Origin of the sequence: Yeosuana marina, assembly GCF_011762485.1 — a bacterium.
GTDB lineage: Bacteria > Bacteroidota > Bacteroidia > Flavobacteriales > Flavobacteriaceae > Yeosuana > Yeosuana marina.
Map to the genome: position 1 here is coordinate 150,496 of NZ_JAAKGI010000005.1, position 26,314 is coordinate 176,809.

The 26,314-nt window shown below is 31.5% G+C and carries 25 protein-coding genes; 6 read left to right on the forward strand and 19 right to left on the reverse strand.

What is annotated here, in order from left to right; all coding sequences use genetic code 11:
* Positions 1–160: 160 nt before the first annotated feature.
* The 4 genes from G5V56_RS07900 (at position 161) to lptB (ending at position 3,099) form a co-directional block, all read left to right on the forward strand.
* A complete protein-coding gene (locus G5V56_RS07900) occupies positions 161–1,123 on the forward strand; it encodes a KpsF/GutQ family sugar-phosphate isomerase (RefSeq protein ID WP_394366202.1) in 963 nt (320 codons plus the stop codon).
* Positions 1,123–1,944 (forward strand): twin-arginine translocase subunit TatC, encoded by an 822-nt coding sequence (gene tatC / locus G5V56_RS07905; RefSeq protein ID WP_166963607.1) that lies wholly within the window; start codon positions 1,123–1,125, stop codon positions 1,942–1,944. Before G5V56_RS07900 ends, tatC begins: the two co-directional genes overlap by 1 nt.
* Positions 1,937–2,287, forward strand: a complete 351-nt coding sequence (locus tag G5V56_RS07910; RefSeq protein ID WP_166963609.1) for a carboxymuconolactone decarboxylase family protein — start codon at positions 1,937–1,939, stop codon at positions 2,285–2,287. Before tatC ends, G5V56_RS07910 begins: the two co-directional genes overlap by 8 nt.
* A gap of 71 nt (positions 2,288–2,358) precedes the next feature.
* Positions 2,359–3,099: an LPS export ABC transporter ATP-binding protein gene (gene lptB / locus G5V56_RS07915; protein ID WP_166963611.1), complete on the forward strand. Its 741-nt coding sequence runs from the start codon at positions 2,359–2,361 to the stop codon at positions 3,097–3,099.
* 2 nt (positions 3,100–3,101) lie between these two features.
* On the opposite strand, the gene G5V56_RS07920 is transcribed toward lptB, so the two are convergent.
* Together G5V56_RS07920 and G5V56_RS07925 are read right to left on the reverse strand one after the other, a co-directional pair.
* Positions 3,102–3,983, reverse strand: coding sequence for a DUF808 domain-containing protein (locus G5V56_RS07920; RefSeq protein WP_166963613.1), 882 nt, complete (start codon positions 3,981–3,983; stop codon positions 3,102–3,104).
* Between the two features lie 2 nt (positions 3,984–3,985).
* Positions 3,986–4,735: a CDP-alcohol phosphatidyltransferase family protein gene (locus G5V56_RS07925; protein ID WP_166963615.1), complete on the reverse strand. Its 750-nt coding sequence runs from the start codon at positions 4,733–4,735 to the stop codon at positions 3,986–3,988.
* A 289-nt stretch (positions 4,736–5,024) separates the two neighbouring features.
* Here G5V56_RS07925 and G5V56_RS07930 point away from each other — a divergent pair, with 289 nt between their 5' ends.
* Positions 5,025–6,095, forward strand: a complete 1,071-nt coding sequence (locus G5V56_RS07930; RefSeq protein WP_240911248.1) for a putative type IX sorting system protein PorV2 — start codon at positions 5,025–5,027, stop codon at positions 6,093–6,095.
* 12 nt (positions 6,096–6,107) lie between these two features.
* Positions 6,108–7,292: a lipoprotein N-acyltransferase Lnb domain-containing protein gene (locus G5V56_RS07935; protein ID WP_166963619.1), complete on the forward strand. Its 1,185-nt coding sequence runs from the start codon at positions 6,108–6,110 to the stop codon at positions 7,290–7,292.
* On the opposite strand, the gene G5V56_RS07940 is transcribed toward G5V56_RS07935, so the two are convergent.
* The 17 genes from G5V56_RS07940 to G5V56_RS08020 are packed head-to-tail and all read right to left on the reverse strand — an operon-like array spanning position 7,279 to position 26,313.
* A complete protein-coding gene (locus tag G5V56_RS07940) occupies positions 7,279–8,670 on the reverse strand; it encodes a sugar transferase (protein WP_166963621.1) in 1,392 nt (463 codons plus the stop codon). The two genes, G5V56_RS07935 and G5V56_RS07940, sit on opposite strands and share 14 nt — an antisense overlap.
* A 58-nt stretch (positions 8,671–8,728) precedes the next feature.
* Positions 8,729–9,739: a glycosyltransferase family 4 protein gene (locus tag G5V56_RS07945; protein WP_166963623.1), complete on the reverse strand. Its 1,011-nt coding sequence runs from the start codon at positions 9,737–9,739 to the stop codon at positions 8,729–8,731.
* A 41-nt stretch (positions 9,740–9,780) separates the two neighbouring features.
* On the reverse strand, positions 9,781–11,139 hold the full coding sequence (locus G5V56_RS07950) for an O-antigen ligase family protein (RefSeq protein WP_166963625.1): 1,359 nt from the start codon (positions 11,137–11,139) through the stop codon (positions 9,781–9,783).
* Complete coding sequence (locus G5V56_RS07955; RefSeq protein ID WP_166963627.1) at positions 11,136–12,212, reverse strand: glycosyltransferase; 1,077 nt, start codon at positions 12,210–12,212, stop codon at positions 11,136–11,138. Before G5V56_RS07955 ends, G5V56_RS07950 begins: the two co-directional genes overlap by 4 nt.
* Positions 12,209–13,324 (reverse strand): glycosyltransferase family 4 protein, encoded by a 1,116-nt coding sequence (locus tag G5V56_RS07960; RefSeq protein WP_166963629.1) that lies wholly within the window; start codon positions 13,322–13,324, stop codon positions 12,209–12,211. The genes G5V56_RS07955 and G5V56_RS07960 overlap by 4 nt, the downstream gene beginning before the upstream one ends.
* A gap of 9 nt (positions 13,325–13,333) precedes the next feature.
* Positions 13,334–14,329, reverse strand: coding sequence for a glycosyltransferase family 2 protein (locus tag G5V56_RS07965; protein ID WP_166963631.1), 996 nt, complete (start codon positions 14,327–14,329; stop codon positions 13,334–13,336).
* Positions 14,330–14,331: 2 nt separating this feature from the next.
* Positions 14,332–15,870, reverse strand: coding sequence for a glycosyltransferase family 2 protein (locus tag G5V56_RS07970; RefSeq protein ID WP_240911250.1), 1,539 nt, complete (start codon positions 15,868–15,870; stop codon positions 14,332–14,334).
* A complete protein-coding gene (locus tag G5V56_RS07975) occupies positions 15,867–17,009 on the reverse strand; it encodes a glycosyltransferase family 4 protein (protein WP_166963633.1) in 1,143 nt (380 codons plus the stop codon). The genes G5V56_RS07970 and G5V56_RS07975 overlap by 4 nt, the downstream gene beginning before the upstream one ends.
* A complete protein-coding gene (locus tag G5V56_RS07980) occupies positions 17,006–18,094 on the reverse strand; it encodes a glycosyltransferase family 4 protein (protein WP_166963635.1) in 1,089 nt (362 codons plus the stop codon). Before G5V56_RS07980 ends, G5V56_RS07975 begins: the two co-directional genes overlap by 4 nt.
* Positions 18,085–19,482: a hypothetical protein gene (locus tag G5V56_RS07985; RefSeq protein ID WP_166963637.1), complete on the reverse strand. Its 1,398-nt coding sequence runs from the start codon at positions 19,480–19,482 to the stop codon at positions 18,085–18,087. The genes G5V56_RS07980 and G5V56_RS07985 overlap by 10 nt, the downstream gene beginning before the upstream one ends.
* 60 nt (positions 19,483–19,542) lie before the next feature.
* Entirely contained in the window at positions 19,543–21,249 is a 1,707-nt protein-coding gene (gene asnB / locus G5V56_RS07990) for an asparagine synthase (glutamine-hydrolyzing) (RefSeq protein ID WP_166963639.1), read from the reverse strand.
* 1 nt (position 21,250) lies between these two features.
* Positions 21,251–21,949 (reverse strand): acylneuraminate cytidylyltransferase family protein, encoded by a 699-nt coding sequence (locus G5V56_RS07995; RefSeq protein ID WP_166963641.1) that lies wholly within the window; start codon positions 21,947–21,949, stop codon positions 21,251–21,253.
* Positions 21,949–23,109, reverse strand: a complete 1,161-nt coding sequence (neuC, locus tag G5V56_RS08000; protein ID WP_166963643.1) for a UDP-N-acetylglucosamine 2-epimerase — start codon at positions 23,107–23,109, stop codon at positions 21,949–21,951. Before neuC ends, G5V56_RS07995 begins: the two co-directional genes overlap by 1 nt.
* Positions 23,106–24,107: an N-acetylneuraminate synthase family protein gene (locus G5V56_RS08005; RefSeq protein WP_166963645.1), complete on the reverse strand. Its 1,002-nt coding sequence runs from the start codon at positions 24,105–24,107 to the stop codon at positions 23,106–23,108. The genes neuC and G5V56_RS08005 overlap by 4 nt, the downstream gene beginning before the upstream one ends.
* Positions 24,107–24,754: a class I SAM-dependent methyltransferase gene (locus tag G5V56_RS08010; RefSeq protein ID WP_166963647.1), complete on the reverse strand. Its 648-nt coding sequence runs from the start codon at positions 24,752–24,754 to the stop codon at positions 24,107–24,109. Before G5V56_RS08010 ends, G5V56_RS08005 begins: the two co-directional genes overlap by 1 nt.
* Positions 24,732–25,544 carry a hypothetical protein gene (locus G5V56_RS08015; RefSeq protein WP_166963649.1) on the reverse strand — a complete coding sequence of 271 codons (813 nt, stop codon included), beginning with the start codon at positions 25,542–25,544 and terminating at the stop codon, positions 24,732–24,734. The genes G5V56_RS08010 and G5V56_RS08015 overlap by 23 nt, the downstream gene beginning before the upstream one ends.
* Positions 25,537–26,313 (reverse strand): class I SAM-dependent methyltransferase, encoded by a 777-nt coding sequence (locus G5V56_RS08020; RefSeq protein ID WP_166963651.1) that lies wholly within the window; start codon positions 26,311–26,313, stop codon positions 25,537–25,539. Before G5V56_RS08020 ends, G5V56_RS08015 begins: the two co-directional genes overlap by 8 nt.
* Position 26,314 lies beyond the last annotated feature (1 nt).

Consider the following 26,314-nt stretch of genomic DNA (forward strand, 5'->3'; position numbering starts at 1 on the left):
CATTTTATTACTATCAATTTATTTAGTTGTGAATTGAGAGAACCCTCTTTTTTTTCGTTAGTTTTGTAACCGAAAAATTAAATTTAAAAAAAATAATTTGATTAACATTAAAGATAGTAAAATCTTTAAAGGCATCAACTAAAAAAAAAATTAAATTTTGATGAGTCATCAATCTATCATTAATACCGCCAAGCAAACAATTAAAACAGAAAGTCAAGCTATTTTAAATTTGTCTGAATTGGTAAATGATGATTTTGCTAACGCGGTAAACCTGATATATAACTCTAAAGGACGTGTTATTATAACAGGTATAGGTAAAAGTGCTATTATTGCCACTAAAATTGTAGCCACCCTAAATTCTACAGGAACTCCTGCTATTTTTATGCATGCTGCTGATGCTATTCATGGTGACTTAGGACTTATTCTCGAAGATGATGTGGTTATTTTTATATCTAAAAGTGGAAATACTCCTGAAATAAAAGTGCTTGTTCCTTTTATAAAAAGCGCAAAAAATAAAATGATAGCTATCACAGGAAATAAGGAGTCTTTCTTAGGACAACAAGTAGATTATGTGCTAAATGCGTTTGTTGAAAAAGAGGCTTGTCCTAATAATCTGGCTCCTACCACGAGCACTACAGCTCAATTGGTATTAGGCGATGCACTTGCGATTTGTTTATTAGAATTACGCGGATTTTCCAGTAATGATTTTGCTAAATATCATCCGGGTGGTGCCTTGGGTAAAAAACTGTATCTGCGCGTTCATGATTTATCGTCTGTTAATGAAAAACCTCAAGTAACTCTAGATACATCTATTAAAAATGTGATTATAGAAATCACAGAAAAAATGTTAGGTGTCGCTGCCGTTGTTGAAAATGATAAGATTATTGGTATTATTACTGATGGGGATTTACGTAGAATGCTTAGTAAAGTTGATAATATTTCTGATGTAACAGCTAAAGATATTATGAGTGCTAATCCAAAACGTATCCAAGCTAACGCCATGGCCATTGATGCGATGGATGTTATGGAAACGTACGGTATTTCTCAGCTTTTAGTTGAAGAAAACGGAAAATATGCAGGTGTAGTACATTTACATGATTTAATTAAAGAAGGTATTTTATAATGGCAAAAAAACAAATAAATGAGATGTCTTTTTTAGACCATCTCGAAGAATTAAGATGGCATTTAATAAAATCTGTTACTGCTATTGCTATTGCGGCAACCGTAGCCTTTTTTGCTAAAGGTTTTATTTTTGATGTGTTAATATTTGGCCCTTCAAAAGCCAGCTTTATTACTTACCAATTATTATGTAAAGCATCTCGCTACATCGGAGTAGAAAGTTTTTGTTTTACAGAACTGCCTTTTATTATACAAAGTAGAACTATGTCTGGGCAATTTTCTGCCCACATATGGACCGCTATCACTGCTGGTTTTGTAGTTGCTTTCCCATATGTGCTTTATCAATTATGGAAATTTATTAGTCCAGGATTGCACGAAAATGAGCGTAAACATTCAAGAGGTTTTATTATAGTTTCCTCGTTACTATTCTTTATTGGAGTGTTATTTGGTTATTATGTTATCTGTCCATTATCCATTAATTTTTTAGGAACCTATCAAGTCAGTAGTGAGGTTTATAATAATTTTGACTTAAGCAGTTATATAAGCCTGATTAGAGCCTCAACATTAGCCTCTGGTTTAGTATTTGAGCTTCCTATAGTCATTTATTTTTTGACAAAAATTGGATTAGTAACGCCTCAATTTTTAAGAACATATAGAAAATATGCACTTGTCTTAGTACTTGTTATCTCAGCAATTATAACTCCGCCAGATATTGCCAGTCAAGTTATTGTAGCTATTCCTATTCTTATTTTATATGAAGTAAGTATTTTTATTTCCAAAATAGTAATTAGAAATCAAAAAAGAAACGAAAAAAAACATGCCTGATATAGTCAACGAATTTAATGCGTATCGTGCTAAAATGAACGATAAAATTTTAGCTGATAATAACAAAATCATCAAACGTATCTTTAATTTAGATACCAATGCGTATACAAATGGTGCTCTTGATGTAAAAACGAAGGAACTTTTAGGCTTGGTAGCTTCTGCTGTGTTGAGATGTGATGATTGCGTAAAATATCATTTAGAAACAAGTTATAAGTTAGGCTTAACAAAAGAGCAAGTGGTGGAAGCCTTAGGTATTGCTACGTTGGTTGGAGGCACTATTGTTATTCCTCATTTACGTCGGGCCTACGAATTTTGGGACGCACTAGAAGAACAAGAAAGTTAAAATAAGATAACTAGCATTGCTAGATTATAGTATATATGATTTTACTATTTTTAGCGTTCATTATATAAGATATGATTTTAAGAGCCGAAAATTTAATGAAGTCTTACAACGGACGAAAAGTTGTAAAAAATGTTTCCCTTGAAGTAAATCAAGGAGAAATTGTGGGATTATTAGGTCCGAATGGTGCGGGAAAAACAACAAGCTTTTATATGATTGTAGGGTTGATAAAACCTAATGGGGGTAATATATATCTTGATAATACCGAAATCACAAAATACCCTATGTACAAACGTGCTCAAAACGGTATTGGTTATTTGGCTCAAGAAGCGTCTGTATTCAGAAAATTGAGTATTGAAGACAATATTTTAAGTGTTCTTCAAATGACAAAATTGAGCAAGAAACAACAGGAAGATAAAATGGAATCGCTTATTGAGGAATTTGGTTTAGGGCACATTCGTAAAAACCGTGGCGATTTATTATCAGGTGGTGAACGACGTCGGACTGAAATTGCGCGTGCATTGGCAACAGACCCTAGTTTTATTTTATTAGATGAGCCTTTTGCTGGTGTTGATCCTGTAGCGGTAGAAGATATTCAACGAATTGTAGCGCAATTAACCAAGAAAAATATTGGGATTTTAATTACCGACCATAACGTTCAAGAAACGTTAGCAATTACTGATAGAACCTATTTAATGTTTGAAGGGAGTATTTTAAAAGCGGGTATTCCTGAAGAACTTGCCAGTGATGAAATGGTCCGAAAAGTCTATTTAGGTCAGAATTTTGAATTGCGTAAAAAGAAGATTAGAGATTAAACCTAATTTGCTTTTTTCATTGCTTTATAAACTTTTTTAAAGAGTTCTACTATTACAAAAGCTACAAACCCTACTAGAATACCAAAAATAAAATCTTTAATAACTGCTGGTATAGTTTCCAAAACATGATGCAGTAGCTCAATATTATGCGTAAATATACCTCCTGCCACCAAAATAAGAGCTATCGTGCCAACTACAGATAAACCTTTAATGACCAAAGGAAGTGCTCTAATTAAAAAATTACCAATTTTAGCAGATAGATTGTTTTCGTTGCCTCCCAATTTTATTAGTTTATAACCTAAATCATCCATTCTAACAATAAGCGCTACAATACCATAAACACCTATGGTCGCTAGCAATGACACAATAGTAACAACGGCTATTTGAAATAGAATTGGCTTGCCTAAAACAGTTCCTAAGGCAATAATAACAATCTCGACAGATAAAATAAAATCGGTAACGATAGCTGATTTGATTTTCTTTTTTTCAACTACAAGTAACTCATCTTCAGTGATGGACTCTTTAATAGTTTCAACGACTGTATGTTTGTGGGGCATAAAAAACTCTACAACTTTTTCTACACCTTCAAAAGCCAAATAAACACCACCCAAGATTAAAATTAAAGTCACTGCCCAAGGTAAAAAGGAACTCAATACAAAAGCTATTGGTAAAATAATTAATTTATTAACCAATGATCCTTTTGTAATCGCCCATAAAACTGGTAGTTCTCTTGACGGAAGAAACCCCGTTGCCTTTTCAGCATTTACTGCTAAATCATCACCTAAAATTCCAGCCGTTTTTTTGGTGGTAATCTTACTCATAACAACCACATCATCCATTAAAGCTGCAATATCATCCAGCAATGCAAAAAAACCTGATGCCATTTTTATTTTTTTGAAGTTATATTATCTAAAAGAGACATCATAACATATAATACAATAATCAAGGGGATCGCTGCAAATTGAAGAATAATCAAAAAGATAATGCACAGCATGATAAAAATATACCTGGAAGCATTGGCTTTAAACCCCCATTCTTTAAACTTTAATGCAAATAATTTAATGTTAGAATTTAAAAGATAACTACTAAGCAATGTTAAACCTATTAAAAACCATTTATTCAAAATGATAGTATTCATTAAATCACTATTCTGAAATTCCATAATCATTGGCAGTGAGATAATCAATAACGTATTAGCCGGTGTTGGCAGTCCTTTAAAATAGCTTTGTTGATCTTCATCAATATTAAATTTTGCCAGTCTATATGCTGAAGCAAGTGTGATAGATAATCCTAATAATGGTAGTAACGGCATTTTAAACCCTACCCAATACATGTTATGACTCCATTCATTCGATAATTCCATAGGCAAATCAATCGTCATATAAAGCAACTTATACATCACAATTCCCGGAACAACACCACTGGTTACCATATCTGCCAACGAATCAAGTTGAACACCCAATTCTCCTTGAACATTAAATTTTCTCGCAAAAAATCCGTCAAAAAAATCAAAGAATATTCCAAAAAACACAAAAATAGCAGCCGCTACAAAATTGTTATTAACGACAAAAATCACAGCAATACTTCCACAAAATAAATTTAAAAGCGTTAATGCGTTGGGAATATATTTCTTCATAAAGTAAGATTTGTTTTTTGTAAAAATAGTAAACAATTTTGGTGTAATACCAAATGAATTTTAAAATGACTGATAATAAATTTGAATTATATTTTATTTAGATGATATAGAAAATATAAGCATAGCCTTAGTTAAGGTTTTATTTTATATTGAAATATAAAGGTAATAGAAACGAATTTAATTAATTATTTTGAAGTTTATTTGGTGTAAAACAAGTATCAAACAATATCTATTCTTATTTCAAGTTTATAGGTTATAAATTATGTGCATATTTGTAAAAAATTTACGTTTGAAAAGGTACATAACCATTTTACTTTGTGTTGTCACTACAACGGTTTTTTCACAAACCGTGCGTAAATATTCCAATGAGTTTATGAATATTGGTGTAGATGCTGCTGCTTTAGGTATGAGTAGCGCTGTAACCGCACAGACTGCCGATGTTAATTCAGGCTATTGGAATCCTGCTGGGTTACTCAATCTTGAAGACAATCAACTCGCACTCATGCATTCTAGTTACTTCGCCAATATTGCTAATTATGATTACGTGGGGTTTGCTAAACCTATAGATGATAGAAGTGTTGTGGGGATTTCCTTAATCCGCTTTGCAGTTGATGATATTTTAAACACCACACAACTTATAGATGCCCAAGGACAAATTAATTATGACAGAATAAGTTTGTTTTCTACGGCCGATTATGGATTGACATTTTCTTACGCTAGAAAGTTACCCGTTCAAGGTCTTAATTATGGCGTGAATGCTAAAGTCATCAGACGGATCATTGGTAATTTCGCCTCATCTTGGGGATTTGGTTTTGATGTAGGTGTTCAATTTGAAAGTACTAATAATTGGAAGTTTGGAGTGATGGCCAGAGATATTACAACAACCTTTAATGCGTGGAGTATTAATAAAGATGAATTTGCTAAAGTTCAAAATGCGGTTGAAGGACAAAATCAAGAATTACCTGAAACTACAGAAGTTACCATTCCTAAATTACAAATAGGAATCTCAAAAAAAATGACTTTTAATTATGATTATACTCTTTTAGCAGCCATTAACTTAAATGTTCGTTTTGAGGAAAATAATGATATTATCTCATCCTCTTTTGCTAGTGTAAATCCTGCTTTAGGTTTTGAATTTGGTTATATTGATATGATTTATTTACGAACTGGCGTTGGCAATTTTCAGAATGAACTACAAATTGATAATACCGAACAAGTGAGTTTTCAACCTAGTTTTGGGGTTGGTTTTAAATATAATGGTATCCAAATAGATTATGCGTTTACAGACATTGGTGACCAAAGTGTCGCTTTATATTCTAATGTGTTTTCTTTAAAACTTGATTTTAGTATTTTTAGATAATTATAAATTTCTATGAAAAAGTATCTAATTGTTGTTTTATGCCTTTTAGCTGTTGTAAGTTTAAAGGCCCAACCTACCTTATCCCGTCATGCTGAAATTAGCGTGCTTACCATTGGTCCGGGTTCCTCATTAAATGATGCTTTCGGTCATAATGCCTTTAGAATAAAAGATTCACTCAATCATATTGATGTGGTGTTCAATTATGGTATTTACGACTTTAACACACCTAATTTTTACATAAAATTTGCACAAGGACGATTAAATTATTTAATCGGGATGAATTACTATAAAGATTTTTATGGCAATTACAAAGAGGAAAATCGCACGATAAAAGAACAAGTTTTAAACCTATCTCAAAACGAAAAACAACGGCTTTTAAACTTTTTAGCAAACAATATAAAACCCGAAAATAGACGCTATTTATATGATTTCTTTTATGATAATTGCGCCACTAAAATTCGTGATGTTCTTGAAACGATTACAGATAACAAGATTCAATTTAATACGCCAGACGGATTTAAGGAACAAACCTTCAGACAATTAATTTACAGTAATTTAAACAAAAACTCTTGGGGCAGTTTCGGTATCGATTTAGCATTAGGCTCTGTTATTGATAAAAAAGCAACACCTTATGAGCACATGTTTTTACCTAAATATATCTTTAAATTCTTCGAAAATGCAACCCTTTCAAGTTCTGGAGAAAAACTAGTTAAACAAACCCATATCCTTTACCAAAAAACAGATACTCCAGAGACCAATAACTTCCTAACAAGTCCTTTAATGATTTTTGGAATAATAGGATTATTAATTCTTTTTATAACCTTCAAGGATTACAAAAATAAAAAACGAAGTAATTGGCTGGATGTTGTTTTGTTTTTCGCCACGGGAATTATAGGCATTCTCATTCTGCTACTTTGGTTTGCAACCGATCATAAAGGTACTCATCAAAATTATAATTTATTATGGGCATGTGCCTTAAATATTTTAGTTGTTTTTCAGTTTTTTAAAAAGAGCATACCATCGTGGTTTATTAGATATCTTAAGTTTTTAATTATTCTATTATGCCTTATGCTTCTCCATTGGATTATTGGTATACAAGTCTTTGCTATTGGCTTAATCCCACTTTTAATCGCATTATTTATAAGATATGTGTATTTGATTAATTTCTTTAGTTCAAATAAAGCTACTGACCTCTAAAAAAGAACATGGTAGTTAGCGTTTTTATAAGAACATTTATATCTAAGAAAAACCCTCGGTGTTTAATATAATACAAGTCGTATTGCAGTTTTAGTAGACTGTCATCAACCGAAGATCCATAGCGCGTTTTAACTTGTGCCCAACCGGTTAACCCTGGTTTAATAACATGTCGTGTTTCATAAAAAGGTAAGACCAGTGACAGTTCTTTAACAAAAAACGGACGTTCGGGTCTTGGGCCAATAAGACTCATATCTCCTTTTAAAATATTAATAAATTGGGGGATTTCGTCTAAGCGAGTATTTCGTAAAAATTTACCAAAGGGAGTTATACGTATATCGTTTTTTTTAGCCCAAACAGCACCGCTCTTTTCAGCATTCATAATCATCGTTCTAAACTTGATCATTTTAAACGTCTCTCCATTTTTACCAACACGCTCCTGTATAAAAAAAAGAGATCCTTTATTGGCGATTGTATTTCCAATTAAAATAAAGGGTAAAAATATCAAACCTACTAATATCCCTATAACAGAAAAAACAATATCAAAAAAACGATGAAAAAACAAATACAACTTGTTTTGACCAGTTCTACTAAAAGGGAAGTATTTATAAAAATCTTTTCCAACAAATTGAACAGGTACGCGTTGGGTCATATCTTCATACACTTGCGTATATTCCTTAATGGAGAATCCTGATTCTAACAACGTGATTAAATCATGATAAATACTTGAAGTAATCGTTTCTGAATTATAACTAGCTACAACAATTTCAGAAATCCCTTTTTCGCGTATAATAGTATGAATATCTGCTGGTCTATATTCTTGAACTCCCTCAAAGTTGATGCCTTCAGAGTAATTATCTTCACAGTTTATAAACCCTTCAATTTTATAATTAGGGTCAGAATCTTTAAAAGCATTAATAATAGATTCAATATTAGTAGTCTCCCCTATTAAAAGGACTTTTTTATAAAACCGCGGTGAGGCAATAAAGGTAATATAGGACCAACGCCATATGAATACCGCTATTAAAATAGAAAAATAGAAGAACAAAATCTGCAACCGATTATCAGGTAAAACAGGCGTAAAAAATGGTGTTAAAAAATAAAATAATACCGTTACAGATACGGTGAGGATAATACTTGGAATAACCTTATCTAATTTACTCGATTTCTGCAAGTCATATAATTCAAAAACAGTCCCAAATATTGAAAAATAAGCAACCAAGACAAACACCCACGCCCAATGTTCTTTGTTAATAGTGAAATAATCAAACGCAAAAACAGTACTCACAAAATACAATAAAACAAGAATAAACAAAACATCAAAAATACGTAACAGCACCTTGCGCTCAGAAATATTGAAACTAATGTTTTGATTTGACATCTTAAAAACAGATTGAGAGGCTATAAATATACTAAGTTAATTTTTAAACCAATCAAAATTATTGTAAGAGTGAAATCCATTGTTGTTTTACAACATCCCAATCAAACTGCTCTGCCTTTTTTCTGGCATTTTGAGTTAACACTTTAGCCGCATTTGGTTTGTCTCGTATTTTTTTAATGGTCTTTACAAATTCGACGTCTGAATTAGGAGGAACTAAAATTCCATGTTCATTATTTGTAACTAAAAAAGGCATCCCTCCCACATTCGTTGAAATAACAAGCAATCCCAAAGCCATCGCTTCAATAACGCTCACTGGCATATTATCAAAATTCGTAGTATTTAAAAAAATATTATAGTCTTCTGATAACTCAATCCACTCCGTTTTTGATAATTTCCCTGTAAATAGAACATCCACACCTAATGAACTGGCGTATGTTTTGGCTTCTTTTAAAGTCCCATCATTATCAGGACCAACCATACAAAGTGTGGCAGGTATATCTTCGTCTTTTAAACACTTTAAAATTGTTATAGCCAACAACGGATTATAGATTTTAGAAAACGATCGTACCCAAAGCAACTTTATAGATTGATATGTTTTAGACTGAAACGGATAATTTTTAATTTCAATGGTATTAGGGATATTTATTAAATTAGAGTATCCTTGTTTTTTAAATTCGGAAACTATATACATTGAAGGCGCTACATTTTGATACGCATTCTTAAAAATAAGTCGACTTAGTTTAGGATTGTTTTGTAACCTCGAGGGTAAACTACCCCCATGAAGTATAGGAACATATTTTAAATTTAAAACCCGACATAATTGACTTACCCAAAAGGCATACCGAAAATTTAAAGTGCTATAGGTATCGATTAATACGTAGTCCACTTGCTTGGAGTATTTAATGACATGATACAACATATCAAGCAACCTAAAGCATTGATTCTTTTTTGTAGAAGCGCAGATAACATGATACTGTTCTAAACGCAATAAATGGCTTAAAGTATCTATGGTAGTCTGTGTTTTACCTTGTTGTGATAATTGGTTTCCTATGTATAGGAGGTGTTTCATCTGTCAATTTTAATGTTTCAAAGATAACAAGTCATACTCTTTTAAACACTGAGGGCTGTCTTGTTAACTTTGTTTGGAGGCTTTTCATAGGTAATATTTAATAAACACAACGCATATATAAACCCAGGTGCCGCAATACGCATAGCTGAATGATTGATGGTCAACAACCAAAATAAATAAAATGAATAAAAAAGCAGATTCGATTTATTATGTAACCTAAAAGCCAAAGGGGTAATCAATAAAATTAAAAAAGCAAAGATCCCTAACAACCCGTGTTCTGCAACAATCCGACTCATCTCACTATGCGATGCCGCTTCAACACCTGTTTCATCTAAACGCACTTCTTTTACTTTACCAACCCCAATCCCTAAAAATGGGTGATTGATAAACTCATTCAGCTCAAAAGCGATTAAATCGGTGCGCCCCGTTGTGACATCCTCCTTTTCACGTCCTGCAGCATCCTCATTGGCGTAACGCTTATCGATAAAACCTCCTGTTTGAATGGAGCTGAATATCCATGTAAACACCATCAAACCTAAAAAAATCAACAGATACTTTTTTAAACGAACCTTTGTTCTAAAATTTACGTTCCAATAATACAAGACTAAAAAACAAATAATCATAATCATCGCGGTAATCACCCCGCCTCTACTAAACGTAATAATGGCTCTAAAGGCAAAAAGACCTAATAAGACTAAATCTAGTAACCTAGACAAAAAGGACGACTGGTACATAAAAAATTTAACTGTTAAAACAAAAATCCCGATTCCTAAAACTGTGGCTACTTGATTAGGCCCAAATCCGCCTGAGGTCGCAAAATTAGATTCGGTTCCGGTAATTACAGACGCTAAGTCTGGCGTATATAAAAACAAATACACCAACGTACTTACTAAAGGTAACAAAAAGGCTAACAACACTATTTTGAGTTGTTTAAAACGAATGGATCGCTTGTAACAAAAAATAGCCGAAATACCTAAACAAACAGGTCCGCTTAAATTAAAAGCAATGGCCCTCCTAATATCAGTTTCAAATCCCATGTCAGTAACTGCCACAAAAATCCCTGGAATTAATAACAAAAGGTAAACAACATATATAAGAGCCTGATTTTTAAAACTATTACTTACCAAGCCCATAATAATAAATACAATTACTAGATACTTACTTGCTTCATAAAAAAATGTTCCATTATTCATTCTTAAAAACACCTCGATACCAACCACATAGGCACAAGCTATAAGCACATAGAATGTTTTTTTATTTTTAGACACCATCAGAATTTTATAACTAAAAAAAATAGTCATCACAAAGAAATAAATGGTAGCCAAGGGTTTAAATACAAAAATGAGTACCCCTAAAAGCGCATGAAACAAAAGGAGTTTATAGTATAAAGTCAACTTCATAGGCTATGTTGCTTATAGAGTTTTAAAAGACGGTTTATAATAGCTGTTTCAGAAAATGATGTCGTCACTTTCGATTTTAAATTTTGACCAACTTGATGTCTTAATGCTGTATTAGTTATAAAAGAACATAACGCATCTGATAAAGCATCTTTATTTTCAGAAGGGATTAATAAACCTTCCTTGGTATTAGAAATAACTTGAAAGCAATCACCAACATTCGTCGCTACAACTGGTAATCCTGCTAAGCCATATTCTAACAGTGCTAAAGGTAAACCTTCTGATTTTGATGATAATACACCAATACTACTTTGATATAATATATGATTGATATCAGAACAACTCCCATAAAGAAACACATGGGCTTCTAAATCTTGGTCTTTGATATATGATTTGATTGTTTTGGAATAATCATCATTTAGGTCTTGACCAACCAAATGCAAAGTCCAATCTGAATGCTTAGTTATAACTAATTTAAAGGCTTTTAATAAATTAATATGATCCTTGTCTGGTCTAAAATTAGCCAAACAAACGACACGTTTTCCCGATTCTCCATAAAGTGTTGTTACTTTTAACAACGAATTAATTATTGGGTAATTTGGTAAAACATATACATTTTTAGTTAAAAGCTTTTTTTCACACCTCAACTTTAAAGATTCATTAACTGTAATTATACATGTGAAAAAATAAGAACAAGATTTCAAAATGAATTTACTAATGTTTGATGTCTGGTTTCGATTTCCGTAGTGTTCATGCCAAACCAATACTAATTTCGGATGTAAAACTTTAAGGAGTGTTGCCAGAAAAAAAGAACTTGAATGTGCATGAATAATAGTAATTTCGTTATTCTTAATAAAACCATTCAAAGTCTTAATAGCTTTAAGATCAATAGTCGCTGTTTTTTTTAAAAACAAATAGTGAACTTCTTTTGAAAGACTTTCCTTTAATATACCTTCTGCTCTTGTCGCACATAAATACGAACTTTCTGTGAGATGCACCAAGGCATTGGCATAATTAACAGCTACCCGCTCTGCACCTCCGGCATGTAAAGAATCTATAAGCTGCAATACTCTCATTTAGTGATAAGTAATTTTTTAATTTCTAACTCAAAATAATCCAACGTAAACTGTTGCGACCATTCTAATGCCAATTTAGACATGGTTTTTAAATCTTTAGAATTTAAGGCCTCATTAATAGTTAAAATGGCACGTTCTAACTCTGGCTCAATCAAAATACCACGATTCCCACCATCTATCATATACGGAATACAAGATATAGAAGTTACTATAGGAATCACACCAAAAAACATAGCTTCTGCAACAACTTTTGGCCAACCTTCAGATTTTGAAGGTAATATTAAAAAATGAGCTGTTTGCAAATTCTTTTTTACAACATCTAAAGAGGTATTGCCATGTAATTTTACAAAACTTAGATTGTAATCTTCAATATAAGATTGAAGACTCGATTGCAAGTCTCCATCTCCATAAACATCTAAAGATACCTTTCTCCCTTGTTGATGCAAGGCTTCAACAATTTTAATAGCTAAATCAGGCCGTTTCCCTGGCACCAAACTACCAATAAACAGAAACCGTAAGGTGTCTTTATAATTTCTTTCTACCCACGGTGTTTTTTCAGATTTAGAAAAAGAGGCTGTTAAAAAAGGCTTGATATTGTTTGATTGATAAGGCCAATCTCCATATACTAAAACCTGCATGTTTTTAGTTAAAAACGTATTGCTCAAAATCCACTTTTGAAATTGATAACTCAGAGGTTGTTTTGCTTTTGGATCCCAATTCCCAGCATATTTGGCTGTCTTTGGTTTTTTGGGAAACCATATTTGAACCAAACACCCTAATAACCCTATATTGCCTGGACAACGTAAATGGATATGGTCTGCTTTTTGGCAAGCTTTAAAAATTCTGAAAAAAATAATTGGGAGCTTAAATAGTGAACTTAATCTCTTAGTCACCGACGTAAATTCTATTGATGGAATTTGCGTTAAAATAATATGTTTATGTTGATAAGATATATCAATTTCAGATATGTTATCAGACACTAACGGAGCTATAATTTCGACCTTACTAACATATTTTAACCAAATATTCATCTCTCTAACATAGGGCGCATAACTAAATATAGTGCCATCTTTAGCTTTATGCAAAGCGTGAGATATGATTAAAAATTTCATCAATTAGTCTTATTTTTTTATTCTTGGCGCATTAAAGATAAGCGAAAACCAACCAACAATACGCCCTAAACTTTCTGTAAATGCTTCTTTTCTTTTGGAGGTTGTTAAAATGTTAAGCAGTCTTATTTTTGTTAATAAAATAGCCGTAGCATGCCATTTTAATCGTGCTTTTAACGGTGGGTTTGGGTATTTTACACGCCACACATACCAGCCATTCCTGATTACCATGTTGCCATATTTAAATTTATTTGGGCGTCCAGAAGCATTATGATAATGATTTAACTTCGCATTTGTGTTTATATAAATCTTTCCTGTTTTTGCTAATCGCAATGAAAAATCGGCGTCTTCATATAATCCATATCCTTCAAAGTATGTTGAGAATTTAAACACATTAAAGACTTCTATTTTATAGCTGGAAACCCCACCCATTAGTTGTTCTACGTCATAAATTTTACCTGAAGGTGGTAAAAAACTTATAGAACGCCCATGCGAAAAGGTTGGCATAAAACCCGGTGCAAGATCTGGTAACAATCCAAATAGTCGTCTAATTTTAAACCGCGATGGCTCATCTCGCATCAAACCATCATAATAAAACTTGGACGAATTATTCTTATTATCAGATAGTTCCCATGCAACTTCATTGGTTATATAGCCACCTACTGCTAAAGCATCGGGTTTATCGGTATAGGTTTTTATTAAATTTTCAAAATAGGTTGGTTCTAAAACAACATCATCATCTAAAAAACAAATAACATCTGAATCTTCAGCTACTTTTTTAATAGCAAAATTGCGTTGCTTGGTTAAGCCTCTTTGGTTTTTATCAACTTTATAATATTCTAAATTCTTAAATATGTTTTCTTTTAATATAATTTCTGTTTCGTCATTAATTGAACCATCGATGATTAATAGTTCATTGGGATACAAGCTTTGTTTCTCAACAGACTGCAATAATTTTAACAAGGGCTGCGGCCGCATGTAAGTACAAACTATAAGAGAAAAGTTCATGTTTATTTAGTTCGTTTTCCCAAAGCTATTAATTTTTTTGAATAAAAGACCGACTTATTAAATTGCAAAATGCGTAATGGGAATTTTAGTATTCTTAACGGCAATTCTATTAGTTTGGCCTTTGTAAAATAAAACACAAAATACTTGATTTTATATTCATTTCGTTGTCGCTCATCAAAATGCTTAAACAACTGATACATAATTGTTGGGCTTGGTGTTGGCACAATCCATTTTACAGGTGTGTCTAATTCCCAAGGCTGTTGTTTTCTTTTTTTACCTTTTACACCTGCTTGTTGACCCCAAAAGCGGTATCCACCTGTAGGTGGTTTTAAATGTAAATTGACTGAAAACGGATTGTGCAAAACGGTAATTCCCAATTTTGTGATGGACAAACCAAAATCGCTATCTTCTCCATAACCACCATCATAATTAATATCGTTTCCTACTAATAAGTTAACAACACGTCTTGACACACAAGAATTGGCATTACTAAACGATTGAGCGGCTCCAACTTTCCAACGTGTATCTCCCATCGCTTTTAACTTTCTCTCTAAATCATTTAAATTTTGTTGTTGATGGTCTGCTCTAATATCGAGGCCATTACAAGCTTCGGCGTTATACGTTTGTAATAATCTAAGGTGGTTTTCTATAAACTGTGGTTGGATACGAATATCGTCATCACCAAAAACAATATAATCCCCTGTACATAAATCTATGGCTTCATTTCTGGCTCTACAACTTCCTTTGGTAGTTTGCCATTTAAAAACTATTTTAAACGAGTAGTTTTTAGAATCATATAAAGATTCATCTCTTGAGTTTTCAGGTGTTGCATCAACAACAATAACTTCGAATGGTTTATAAGTTTGTTGTTCTAAATCGTTTAAAAGGTTTAAAGTGAAGCCCTGACGCATCATAGTGGGAATGATGTAACTCACCCTCGGAGTGCCTTTGATAGGTTGCAATTCACGAGGTTTTAATATTTCTGTTTTATCTTTAAACTGAAACTGGCTTTTTGCAAACCAAAAACTATTGATTTCATTTATTTTATAAAATCCTCTTCGGAACAGCATATAAAGACTATGCGATAACTTAAAATTTTTAAAATAAAATGTATAAATGTCTTTTGTTGAAATATTGATATCTTCAATACGTTCTTTAAATAATCCTTTAACATATAATGGAATAGCGCCTTGATACCGTAAGATATTAAAACCAAAATCTAAGGCTGACATTTGAATGTTTTCATAACCCATATCAAAACCTTCAAATGCTTCCCAAACGTATTTTCTAATTACAAATGCATTTGGATTAATTCGCCAGCTAACCGATTTTCCTAAATTATCGAAGTCCTTGGCATACCAAAAATAAACCACTGTTTGATAGACTATTTCGGGAAATACATTTTTATAACCTTGATCTAAACTACTATGCCAGATATCGCCTTCACCTAAAACTAACTCATCAAGTAAATTGAAATCTGGGTTACCTAGATACAGTAATTCTTCGCCTGTTGATGTAGTATGTTCTTTTAAATCTATCAAGACTCTAATATGGTTTTATAAAATTCTATAGATTGTCTAGCTACTAAATCATGACAGAATTTTGCTTTTACTTTTTCTCTGGCTGCTTTGCCAAATAAATGTCGCTTTTTTTCATCAACTAATAATTCTAAAATACGCTCAGCATATTGTTTGTGATGTGTTGGATGCACTAAAAACCCATCTTTTCCATCTTCTATCATCTCAATGGACCAGCCTATATTAGAAGCCACTATAGCCTTTTCCATAGCCATAGCCTCCAACCATGATACAGGCAAGGCTTCAGCAAAAGTTGGAAATACGCAAACCGTAGCGTCCTTTATTAAATCTTGTATTTTAGAATAATTGACAGAACCTAAATAATTTACTTTTTTTAAAGAAGATTCATGAAACAAAGGCTTCATAAGTTCCCAAGTTGAAGATAAACCCGTTTTAATATCACCACTATCTTTACCTATAAGAATTAATTCCACGTCCTTATTTGAATGATGAACCAAATTAAATATCTCCGGTAATTCTAAAAGCCCCTTTTTTCGTATCAATGTTCCAAAATAAAGAATCGTTAATGTTTTTGAATCACTTGGTTTTGGCTCAAATAGAGACGCATCTATACTATTAGGAATCACAGTAAATTTTCTGTTCAACTTGAATAATTTATTGGTTAAAATGCCAGTAAAAGAGCTAACACTTATAACCCCATCAGCTTTTTTAAGGGCCCGCTTTTCAAGAAATTTATTCTTATATTTTACTTTTCTGTTATCTAAATAACAAAAATAGGTGTCGCTTCCGTTCTCTCTAATAACAAGAGGGCATTTCGGCTTAACAAAGGCTGTAAAACCCGTCCAATCTGGAGCTTCCACGATATCTAATTTACCAGATTCAAATAGTGAATTGATTAATCGTTCTACTTTTTTTTGAGTAAGAAAAAGTGACAAACCTTTCACTTTTATGTTTTTTATTATATAAAAACGTATGCCCTCTTCAATAAAATTATAATCTCGATTTTGTCCATAAACAAGAATGTTTATTTCGTGTCCTAAAGCAGATAAGGCTTTTGATAAATTGAATATACTGGTTCCAATACCACCAGCTGTTCCTGTTTTGGGATGCGGATATTCTGGCGTTAAGAAAGCAATCTTCATAATTCTAAAAGTTTCAAATGATTCTTTACCATATTATCTATAGAAAACCTGTTCTCAATAAGAGGTCTCGTGTTTCCTGTAATATAACGTTTTCCCTCAATAATTTCAGATAACAAAACTGATAACTCCTTAGTGTTTTTGGTTTCAAATATAAATCCGTTGTCATTGTGGTTTACTACTTCGGTATTACCCCCAACAGGTGTGGTGATTACTGGTATATTTGCTGCTAAACTTTCTAAAATAGACAAGCTAAAACATTCCATATGAGTAGGCTGAATGAGATAATCGTAATGTTGATACAAGCTTTTTAAATTAGATTGACTGCCTTTAAAATTGAAAACAGATTCTAAATGATACTTTGAAACTAAATGAAGTAATTCTGTTTTATAAGGTCCATCTCCGTAAATATCAATTATTAAATCTTTTTTTAAGTCTTCTGAAATAAAACTGACTGCCTTAATCAAATCTTGAATCCCTTTAGATTCTCGCAAATGTGATACCACTAAAAACTTAGGGTTTGTCAAACTTCTTTCAGTAGTTTTAGCAATAATATCATCAATTAAAACACCATTATAAATAGTTTGGGTTTTAGTTTTCAAAAAGCTACCAAAATCATGTAAAATAGCCTGACTTGTATAGTTCGAAACCCCAATAAATAAATCGATGTATTTAGAATATAAAACCCCTTTTAATTTCTTTTTCAATCGCTTTTTTAATGGATAGCCTCCTAATGGTCTAGGGTTATGATCCAACGCAATTATTTTTGCCTTTTGATATTTTTTAATATCAGCAAAAAAAGCAGTACACAACTCTATAAAATGCGTTATAATATGTGAATATTGAGCATCTTGTGTTTGTAAATGTGCTATAAAGTGTTGCTCCAGACTTAAATCATTAGTAGGAATGATATGTAACTCTTTATAATCTCCATGTGAAGTAGTATTAGGAAAAAACCAATCTGCTTTAATATTTTTTTCAATGCATTTTTTATTAAAAACCCAGAAAAAATAGTCCATACCTCCAACCCTGCTTTCTAGAAGCTCGTAGTTACAGATGATGGCGATATGTTTTGGTTTTATGTCCATGCTTTTAAACTCTGTACTAATTGCTTATTGGTTTCTTCTAAAGAAACACCGACTTGTTGTTTAATGAATTTTTTACGATTAGCAGAATCTTCATCTGTATTTAAATAAACAGAAATAGCATTTAAAAGTTCTGTCTTATTTTTCACAACCTTTGAAGATTGACTATTCACTAAATGTTGAATATGAGCATATCCCAAAAAGCGCTGATCATCATACAACCCATTACTCTGATTTCCAAAAATAGGGTTAATCACAGGCTTATCAAACAACATAAAATCTAAACTCATGGTTGAAAGCATATTAATATTTAAATCGGAATATTCTAAAAGCGCTCTTAATTGTTTAACATCATCTAGTGTTGGAATACGTTGCGACCAAGATTCCTGATGATTAGCACGCACTTGCAACCATTTTGGGAAATTCCACATGATAAATGGGAATTTTTCAACTAAACATTCAAAACGAACAGGATCTTCAGCAGGCGATGTTCTAACTATAAAATTTACAGGCTCTATAATTTTATCGGCAATAGAATTCGCAATCGTTTCTATATATAACTCATCGTTTTTGCTTGTTGAAATATCACCACAACTAAAACAAATCGTTTTTAACTTAGCATCTAAATTAAATTCTGAAATAAAATCTTGTTTTGATAATTTATAATCATCCATCACATACGGTACAAATTGTGGTGTCCCAACCACTTTAATTTGTACTTCGTTTATAGAGGTATAAAACTGGAGTAAATCCTGTTTCATTAATTCACTCCAAACCAAATAATAATCAAAATTTGAAGCCATTCTACCTTTGGAAGCTAAATTATCCCAGCTAAAAATAAAAGCTACTGTTTTTAGTTTCCTTTGTTGCGCTGCATAAACCAATGGAGCAATATAGGGTGGCCGTTGATGTGTAACAAACAACAAACTAAATTGTTCTTGTTCTAAAATAGAGGCATAAGCTCTCGTAATGCTATGGTTGGAAAATGTCTTATTCTGAAGTTTTTGAAACAGTTGTATGTTCGGCTCAGAATGAAAAACAGACGTTAATTGGTATATAAAACGGGTAGCATACCCTCTGGTTGTTTTTAACTTAGAATCATTTGTTTTTATATTATCCTGAATTCCTAAATTTCCATTTTGGTGTAATTTAAGATGGGCTATTTCCTTAGCCTTTCTAAAAAACCAAGTTTTAAAGGTCTCTTCAAAAACATCTAATTCAATAACTCTAATATTTGTGTATGCTTTATATACTTCTTTTGGCAAACAAGATAAAATAACAACCTCATCAAAAGTATCTTCAGCATATTTTAAAAAATCACTTAAAATGAAATTTCTAAAGCCAACGCCATCGGTTATTACTAAAGCTAATTTCGTTTTATTATTTTGCAAAATAAGGTTGATTTCTGTTTAGAATTCAAAGATAATATTTTAGTTTGACCAGCTAAATAATTAACCCATTAACATTGAGAAGTTGACTAGTTGCCAAATATGAAAACTTGATTGATTATCACCAGCGAGGTACTTGTCCCATTCCAAATCTATTTCTTTTTCATTAAACCACGATTTGTATGCGCTAGATTTAATTTTATTAATATGATTTTGAACAAAATCTTTTAAATCTCTACCTAACCACTCACGTTGCGGAGTTTGTAAAGCGCGTTTGGGTGAATATGAAACATTACTGTCAACATAATCAGCAATAATGTCTCTCAAAATCTGTTTACCCTGATTATTTTTTATTTTGAATTCATCAGGTAGTGAAAAGCCAAATTCTACTAGACGATAATCTAAAAAAGGAACTCTCAATTCTGTTGAATGTGCCATTGAAACCCTATCATTAAATCGTAAAGCTCTAGGTATTTTGGTGTAAAATAAATCTCTGTATTGAAGATTGTTTAATAAAGAATCAAAAGGCATTGGATAGTCTTTTTTTAAGATATTATCTGTAAATGATATATGCAACATATTCTTCCTAAATGGACTCTTTTTAACGCCTTGAATTGTAGATTTAGAATTATTCCTATAATAATCATAACCTACTAGTTGCTCGTCCATCCCTTGGCCATCTAAAAGAACTTTTACATCTTTTTTTGATGCCGAAGCAAATAACTTTGAATAGGCTAAAGTTGGAATACCGCCAAAGGGTTCATCTTGAATATGTGATATAAATTTTGATAAACTTGGAACTTCTTCAGCAGATAATAAAACTTTATTTAAAGGGCTTTTATATTTCGCAATAATTTGTTCTACCCACGGCAATTCATCATAATTTTTGTCTCCTGTATAAAATGTAAAAGCTTCTATTTTTGAAATGTCTTTTTGAAAAACATTTGCCAAAGCGAGTAACGCTGAACTATCTAAACCACCACTTACATTAAAACCAACAGGAACATCTGCCCGAAATCTTAAACCAATACTATCTATTAATAAATCTTTGTATATGGCTTTAGCTTCCTTATAATCGTTTATTTTTGTTTGACGATTTACATTCGCCTCAAAATCATACCACTTTGTTATTTTAAATTGATTGCTTGACAATTCGATATAGTGGCCTCCTTGTAATTGTTGAATAGGTTCCCAAAATGTTTCATTTGGCAACCCATAACTTCCGTTTACAAAATAATTAGACCAAATTATTTCATTTGGTTTTTTATTTACTCCAGAACTATGTATCGCTTTAATTTCACTAGAAAAAATAAATACATCTTTATTCTTATAATAATAAAATGGTTTAATACCAAAACGGTCTCTTGCCACAAATAATTCCTTTTTTACAGTATCCCAAATAGCAAATGAAAACATGCCGTTAAGCAGTTTTAAACACGCTTTACCATAGGTTATAAAAGCAGCTAATAATACTTCAGTATCTGAGGATGTTTTAAAATTATAATCATTTTTCAAACGTTCTTTAAGTTCTAAATAATTATAAATTTCACCATTAAATACCATTGAATATCTTCCTGAAGTATCACTGAAAGGCTGATTTGCATTGTCAGATAAATCTATTATAGAAAGTCTATTATGCCCTAATGCAGCAAAACCTTTATCAAAAAAAGTCCCTGTAAAATCTGGACCTCTATGAGCCTGAGCCTCCAACATATTTTTTAATTGAAACTTATAATCACCTGTTCCAATAAGTCCAGAAATACCACACATTTTAAGCTTTATTTGAGTTTAAAAATGCTTCGGCTTTATTCCAATCTTCTAAAGTATCAATATTAATTGTGTAATCTGAAGGTGATTTTATATAAGCTAATTTAGAGCCATATAATGAGTTTTGTTCTAATAGGACGCTTGCTTTAGTAATGTAAATTAATCCGTCTCTATGATAAACTTCAGGTAAATCTTGACGTCTGGCAATTATTTCTTTTTCGCCAGTGGACAACTCTAAATTATCTTTTTCATCTTTCTTAAATGTCCAATGCGGGTTATATTCATCTGGAACTTTTTGTACTGAAACTAAAGCATCACAATTACTTTCAATAAACTTCTCTATAGCTTCATCTATAAACTTGCCAGTTTTAAAAGGACTTGTCACTTGAAGCAAACAAACGGCATCAAAATAAATATTTTGTTCCTCATAAAATTTTAAAGCATGTTGAATAACACCTAATGTTGGCGATTTGTCTTCGGCAAGATGTTTAGGTCTAACAAAAGGCACCTCCAAATTAAGTTTTTTAGCGACCTCAATTATAGCTTCGTCATCCGAACTTAAAATTAAACTAGTTAGTTTTTTAGCGCTTTTAGCAGCTTCAACTGTATATTGAATTAATGGTTTACCCTGAAGAATTTTAATATTTTTTTTAGGTATAGATTTAGATCCTCCTCTTGCTGGTATGATCCCTAAAATTCTCATTAGTACGAAATAGTTTTATGAAAACGCAATTCAATTTCTGCTAAAATATCAGCGATTTTTTCGCCTGAATTTCCATTACCGTAAATAGTATTGTTAACAATAATATCTTTAGCTTCAATTCTATTTAATATGCCTGATTTAATTTCTTTTTCTTCATAAGAAACATCTATCACATTATTTCCTCTAGTTCTTCCGTTTTGCCTTGTACCTATATTTACAACTGGAACTCCTAAATAAGCACATTCTCTTATTCCTACACTAGAATTACCAACTAAGCATTTGCTATTTAGAAGTAATCGTAAAAAATCTTCAGGAATCATATTTTTAAAAAAGTGAATATTTTCTGGTTTATTAATTTCTCGATACGAACGAATTCCATTTGATGTGCCATCGGCTCCAGCATCAACATTTGGCCAAAACCAAAAGGCAGGAATTCCTAAGCGGTGTACTACTTTTAAAGTAGTTAAAACATTTTCTTTAGCTTGATGATATTCGGTAGTAACAGGGTGTTGCATAACTACTATATAACCATCTTCCCAATTAATTAAATTTCCAACGCCACCATATTTTGTTATAGGATTAAAATTTAATTTTGGAGATTTACTAACCTGACATGCTATATCTATTGAAGGACAACCCGTATTAAAAACATAGTTATTATCCTCGCCCATTTTAATAACTCTAACTTTTGCGTCTTCCGAAGCTACCAAGTGGATATCTGCTAATTTTGTATTTGCATGACGTACTTTTTCATCAATATTCCCTGTAACTTCTCCCCCTTGAATATGAATTAGAGGGATATTTTGATAAGAAGCAGCAATAGAGGTAGCCAAAGTTTCAAAACGATCCGCAATGGTTACTACTGCGTCAGGTTTTAAATTATAGAATGTATTTGCTAATTCCATTACACCTAAACCTGTAGTTTTAGCCATAGAGGTTTTATTTTCGCCTTCTAAAACCATGAATACTTTTGCGTCTATTTTAAAACCATCATTCTCTATATAATCAACAGCATTCCCATATCTGTCCAACAAGGCAGAACCAGCCACAACCAGTTGCAGTTCCAATTTAGGATGGTTTTTTATTGCCGTTAAAGCCGTTTTTATCCTACTGTATGATGGTCTTGCTGTAATAACAACACATATTTTTCTTGAATTCATTTAATATCATCTATGTTTAAAAAATCCCACTGTTTCATGTTTTTTATAATTTGTTTACCAATAATAGTTTCGAAATGAGATGCAGGGATTCCTTTATTTGCTGGTTTTTTTGCTTCTAAATCGGAAAACTGGATAATATGTCCTGATTGTAAATCTTTATTGATTGCTAAAGATTTTTCAAAAATTGATTTAAGTTGAGCAAATTTTGAATTATCAGATTTATCAACTGGATGTCTTTGGGCTTTTTCGATATTTCGAACTGCCTCTGAAAGTATTTTAATGTCTTCAATGGTTAATGATGACGTAACATCTGGTCCGAAATCATTTCTACTAAAAACAGCATGAAACTCCAAAATCTCAGCACCTAATACTACTGCAGCAATTAAGGTTTCTATTTTTGCAGAATGATCTGAAAACCCAACTGAAACATGGTATCTTGATTTTAATTCCTGAATGACGTTTAAACCATATTGCTCTGGTTTAGTAGGATATGATGTAGTACACTGTAATATTGTAAATTCTAAATGTTTAGATTTTAGAAATTCTATCGTTTTATCCAACTCTTCAAAAGAACTCATCCCTGAAGATAAAATAATAGGTTTACCCGTTTGCGCTATTTTCTCTAATAATAAAAAGTTATTCACTTCTCCAGAACCTATTTTATAAGTCTTTATTCCTACTTGTTCTAACAAATCTACAGCCGCATTACTAAAAGGAGAGCTCAGAAACTCTAACCCTACATCATCACAATGTTGTTTTAAATCTATCCACTGTTCTAAAGAAAACTCCATACGTTTCCAATAATGAAAACGGGTTTTATCTTGTTTAGAGAATTTAATTCTGAAAGGTTCGTAAATACTACTTTCAGCTTCAGCGATATGGGTTTGAAATTTTATAGCGTCAATTCCAGTAGTAGCTAGCGCATCAATATAGCGATGGGCAGTAGCTAAACTTCCATTATGTGCTTGTGCAATTTCAGCTATTAGTTTAACGCTCATTATTTTATTTTTCTTGCAACGATACCGTAACTCATCCCTTTTGCTAATGGATTTCTATATTCAATATACGATTCTATTTTAGACTTAAACCAATCTTTCAAAGACCTGTTTTTTTTGTTTTTATATTGGGTATCTACAATAGCATATTCTAAAATCTCAAAATCACTTCGTTTTAAAAATTCGTAAACCACATGTTTCCAAGGTGTAAAAACGTGATTTTCTTGAATGTGCTTTTCTTGAAACGCATAAAGTGAACCTCTTAAAAACAAACTTAACGTATTTTTACTAGATTGTGGGTTAGGCGTCGTAAGAATTATAATTCCATTTTTATCTAAATGTTTTGTAATATTTTGAAGTCCTAATAAAGGGTTGTCTAAATGTTCTAAAACTTCTAAAAAAATAACTATTCCAGCATTTTCCACACCGCTTGGAGCTTCATCATTTAAATTCCATATGATAGTTTCATCTAATTTTTTAACATAATCAAATGGTTGCCATTTTCTACCTAAGGATTCAATTTTATCCTTCATATGCCCAAAACCGGCTCCAATATCACTCACAACTAAATTCGGAGATTTAGCATAATATCTATCTAGCATGGTGTTTGCGAAAATAGCACGGTTTCTATATGTTTCTATACTTTCCATTCAATCTATTTACTGACCTTTTATATAATTTTAATAATTCCATTTTATAATAAAAAAGTGGATCTTTAAGTATCTTAATATTAGAATCAATTTTTGTTGAATTAATATCAACATTCATATTATCCAATACGCTATTCATTCTATTTGTATGCTTTTCATTAACATTGTAACTTCTTGCATACCAAGTATGATAAGCAAATGGTTCACCATCATATAAAATAGTATTAGATATGTTATCATTAAGCATTTGTGCTTCTAAATATAAAAACTTGTTGCCTTTTCTTATAAGCCAAAGAAAAAAACAATAATACGGTTCATACAAACTTTTAACATCAAAAGGTTCTTTAAATATATTTTTATCAACTTGAAATTCATTTGGTAAAATATATTGATTTTTTTTTACCTCGCTTTTATTCCATTCTGATGATATTTCTTTGAAATTAATTATTGTAAAAAAAGTATTTACTACAATTGGATTATAATTTCGATGACTAATAATGCCTCCATCTCTAACGCCACAAACACTTATGTTCTCTTCTTCCATTTTATTAATAATAGAATAAACAACATTGGCGTTATTGAAAACAACATCTTCATCTGCTAAAATTAACCAATCAATGTCTTTATTAGAAAGTTTTTTAAAAATGTAATAAATACTATGAATACCATGCATTCCATTTCTTCCATCAATTGCATATTTTCTTATCCCAGCAGGAAAAAGATTTGAGGTTATAGCATATAGTTCAAAATTGATAACAGTAGTTAATATTGCTACATTAGCTTTATTCATTAGGTTTTTTATTTTTTACAATATAATTAGAAACCTCATTATTGTCACCCTTATAAATAAATATCATATTGTGATAAAAATGCATAGAGATAATATGTTTATCATAATATGTTTTTTGGTAATTATCAATAATAAATTCTTCATTGTTTAAAGAATCAATCAGCGATTTGAAAAACCCATAAATTGTAGTTTTATCATCAAAATTTGTAGAGTTGCCACCATAATCTTTCCAATATGATGTTTGCGTATCTTCGATTACATATATTCCTCCTTTTTTTAACCTTGGGAATAGATACTCAAACGTTTCTATTACATGTTTATTTATATGACTGCCATCGTCTATAATCAGGTCTACTTCTCCAATTTCTTTAATAACGTCATCTAAAAACTTAAAATCAACCTGACTTCCTTTAAAAATTTTAATTCTTTTTTCTTGAAGAAAAGATTTATCATGAATATCTAAAGAATATATTTTTGAAAATGGAAAATAAGATTTCCACATTCTTAACGAATTTCCTCCTGTATATGGGTCTTCGTATCCTCCAACTCCTATTTCTAAAATGTTGTTGTTTTTAAATTTAAAATTTTTAAAATGACTTTGATAATGGGGTGTATAGAAATGTTTCCCATATTTATCAGTTTTATGAATTAAGGCCATTCTAGATAAATTAAAGGGAAACCACATTGCTCTAAAATGTCTTAATTTATACTTTAATTTAAGTCGCTTTTGATAAGATAATTTATCTTTAAATACGTCTATAAAACTCATA

What these genes read in the sequence shown, in the direction of transcription:
- G5V56_RS08010 (WP_166963647.1), bottom strand. Translation starts at nt 24,754, where the DNA reads ATGGAAAGTATAGAAACATATAGAAACCGTGCTATTTTCGCAAACACC.
- G5V56_RS07975 (WP_166963633.1), bottom strand. Translation starts at nt 17,009, where the DNA reads ATGAAGATTGCTTTCTTAACGCCAGAATATCCGCATCCCAAAACAGGA.
- G5V56_RS08020 (WP_166963651.1), bottom strand. Translation starts at nt 26,313, where the DNA reads ATGAGTTTTATAGACGTATTTAAAGATAAATTATCTTATCAAAAGCGA.
- G5V56_RS07955 (WP_166963627.1), bottom strand. Translation starts at nt 12,212, where the DNA reads ATGAGAGTATTGCAGCTTATAGATTCTTTACATGCCGGAGGTGCAGAG.
- G5V56_RS07900 (WP_394366202.1), top strand. Translation starts at nt 161, where the DNA reads ATGAGTCATCAATCTATCATTAATACCGCCAAGCAAACAATTAAAACA.
- G5V56_RS07980 (WP_166963635.1), bottom strand. Translation starts at nt 18,094, where the DNA reads ATGGACATAAAACCAAAACATATCGCCATCATCTGTAACTACGAGCTT.
- G5V56_RS07940 (WP_166963621.1), bottom strand. Translation starts at nt 8,670, where the DNA reads ATGTCAAATCAAAACATTAGTTTCAATATTTCTGAGCGCAAGGTGCTG.
- tatC (WP_166963607.1), top strand. Translation starts at nt 1,123, where the DNA reads ATGGCAAAAAAACAAATAAATGAGATGTCTTTTTTAGACCATCTCGAA.
- G5V56_RS07935 (WP_166963619.1), top strand. Translation starts at nt 6,108, where the DNA reads ATGAAAAAGTATCTAATTGTTGTTTTATGCCTTTTAGCTGTTGTAAGT.
- G5V56_RS07960 (WP_166963629.1), bottom strand. Translation starts at nt 13,324, where the DNA reads ATGAAATTTTTAATCATATCTCACGCTTTGCATAAAGCTAAAGATGGC.
- G5V56_RS08005 (WP_166963645.1), bottom strand. Translation starts at nt 24,107, where the DNA reads ATGAGCGTTAAACTAATAGCTGAAATTGCACAAGCACATAATGGAAGT.
- G5V56_RS07920 (WP_166963613.1), bottom strand. Translation starts at nt 3,983, where the DNA reads ATGGCATCAGGTTTTTTTGCATTGCTGGATGATATTGCAGCTTTAATG.
- G5V56_RS07965 (WP_166963631.1), bottom strand. Translation starts at nt 14,329, where the DNA reads ATGAACTTTTCTCTTATAGTTTGTACTTACATGCGGCCGCAGCCCTTG.
- G5V56_RS07925 (WP_166963615.1), bottom strand. Translation starts at nt 4,735, where the DNA reads ATGAAGAAATATATTCCCAACGCATTAACGCTTTTAAATTTATTTTGT.
- G5V56_RS07945 (WP_166963623.1), bottom strand. Translation starts at nt 9,739, where the DNA reads ATGAAACACCTCCTATACATAGGAAACCAATTATCACAACAAGGTAAA.
- neuC (WP_166963643.1), bottom strand. Translation starts at nt 23,109, where the DNA reads ATGAATTCAAGAAAAATATGTGTTGTTATTACAGCAAGACCATCATAC.
- lptB (WP_166963611.1), top strand. Translation starts at nt 2,359, where the DNA reads ATGATTTTAAGAGCCGAAAATTTAATGAAGTCTTACAACGGACGAAAA.
- G5V56_RS08015 (WP_166963649.1), bottom strand. Translation starts at nt 25,544, where the DNA reads ATGAATAAAGCTAATGTAGCAATATTAACTACTGTTATCAATTTTGAA.
- G5V56_RS07950 (WP_166963625.1), bottom strand. Translation starts at nt 11,139, where the DNA reads ATGAAGTTGACTTTATACTATAAACTCCTTTTGTTTCATGCGCTTTTA.
- G5V56_RS07910 (WP_166963609.1), top strand. Translation starts at nt 1,937, where the DNA reads ATGCCTGATATAGTCAACGAATTTAATGCGTATCGTGCTAAAATGAAC.
- G5V56_RS07995 (WP_166963641.1), bottom strand. Translation starts at nt 21,949, where the DNA reads ATGAGAATTTTAGGGATCATACCAGCAAGAGGAGGATCTAAATCTATA.
- asnB (WP_166963639.1), bottom strand. Translation starts at nt 21,249, where the DNA reads ATGTGTGGTATTTCTGGACTTATTGGAACAGGTGATTATAAGTTTCAA.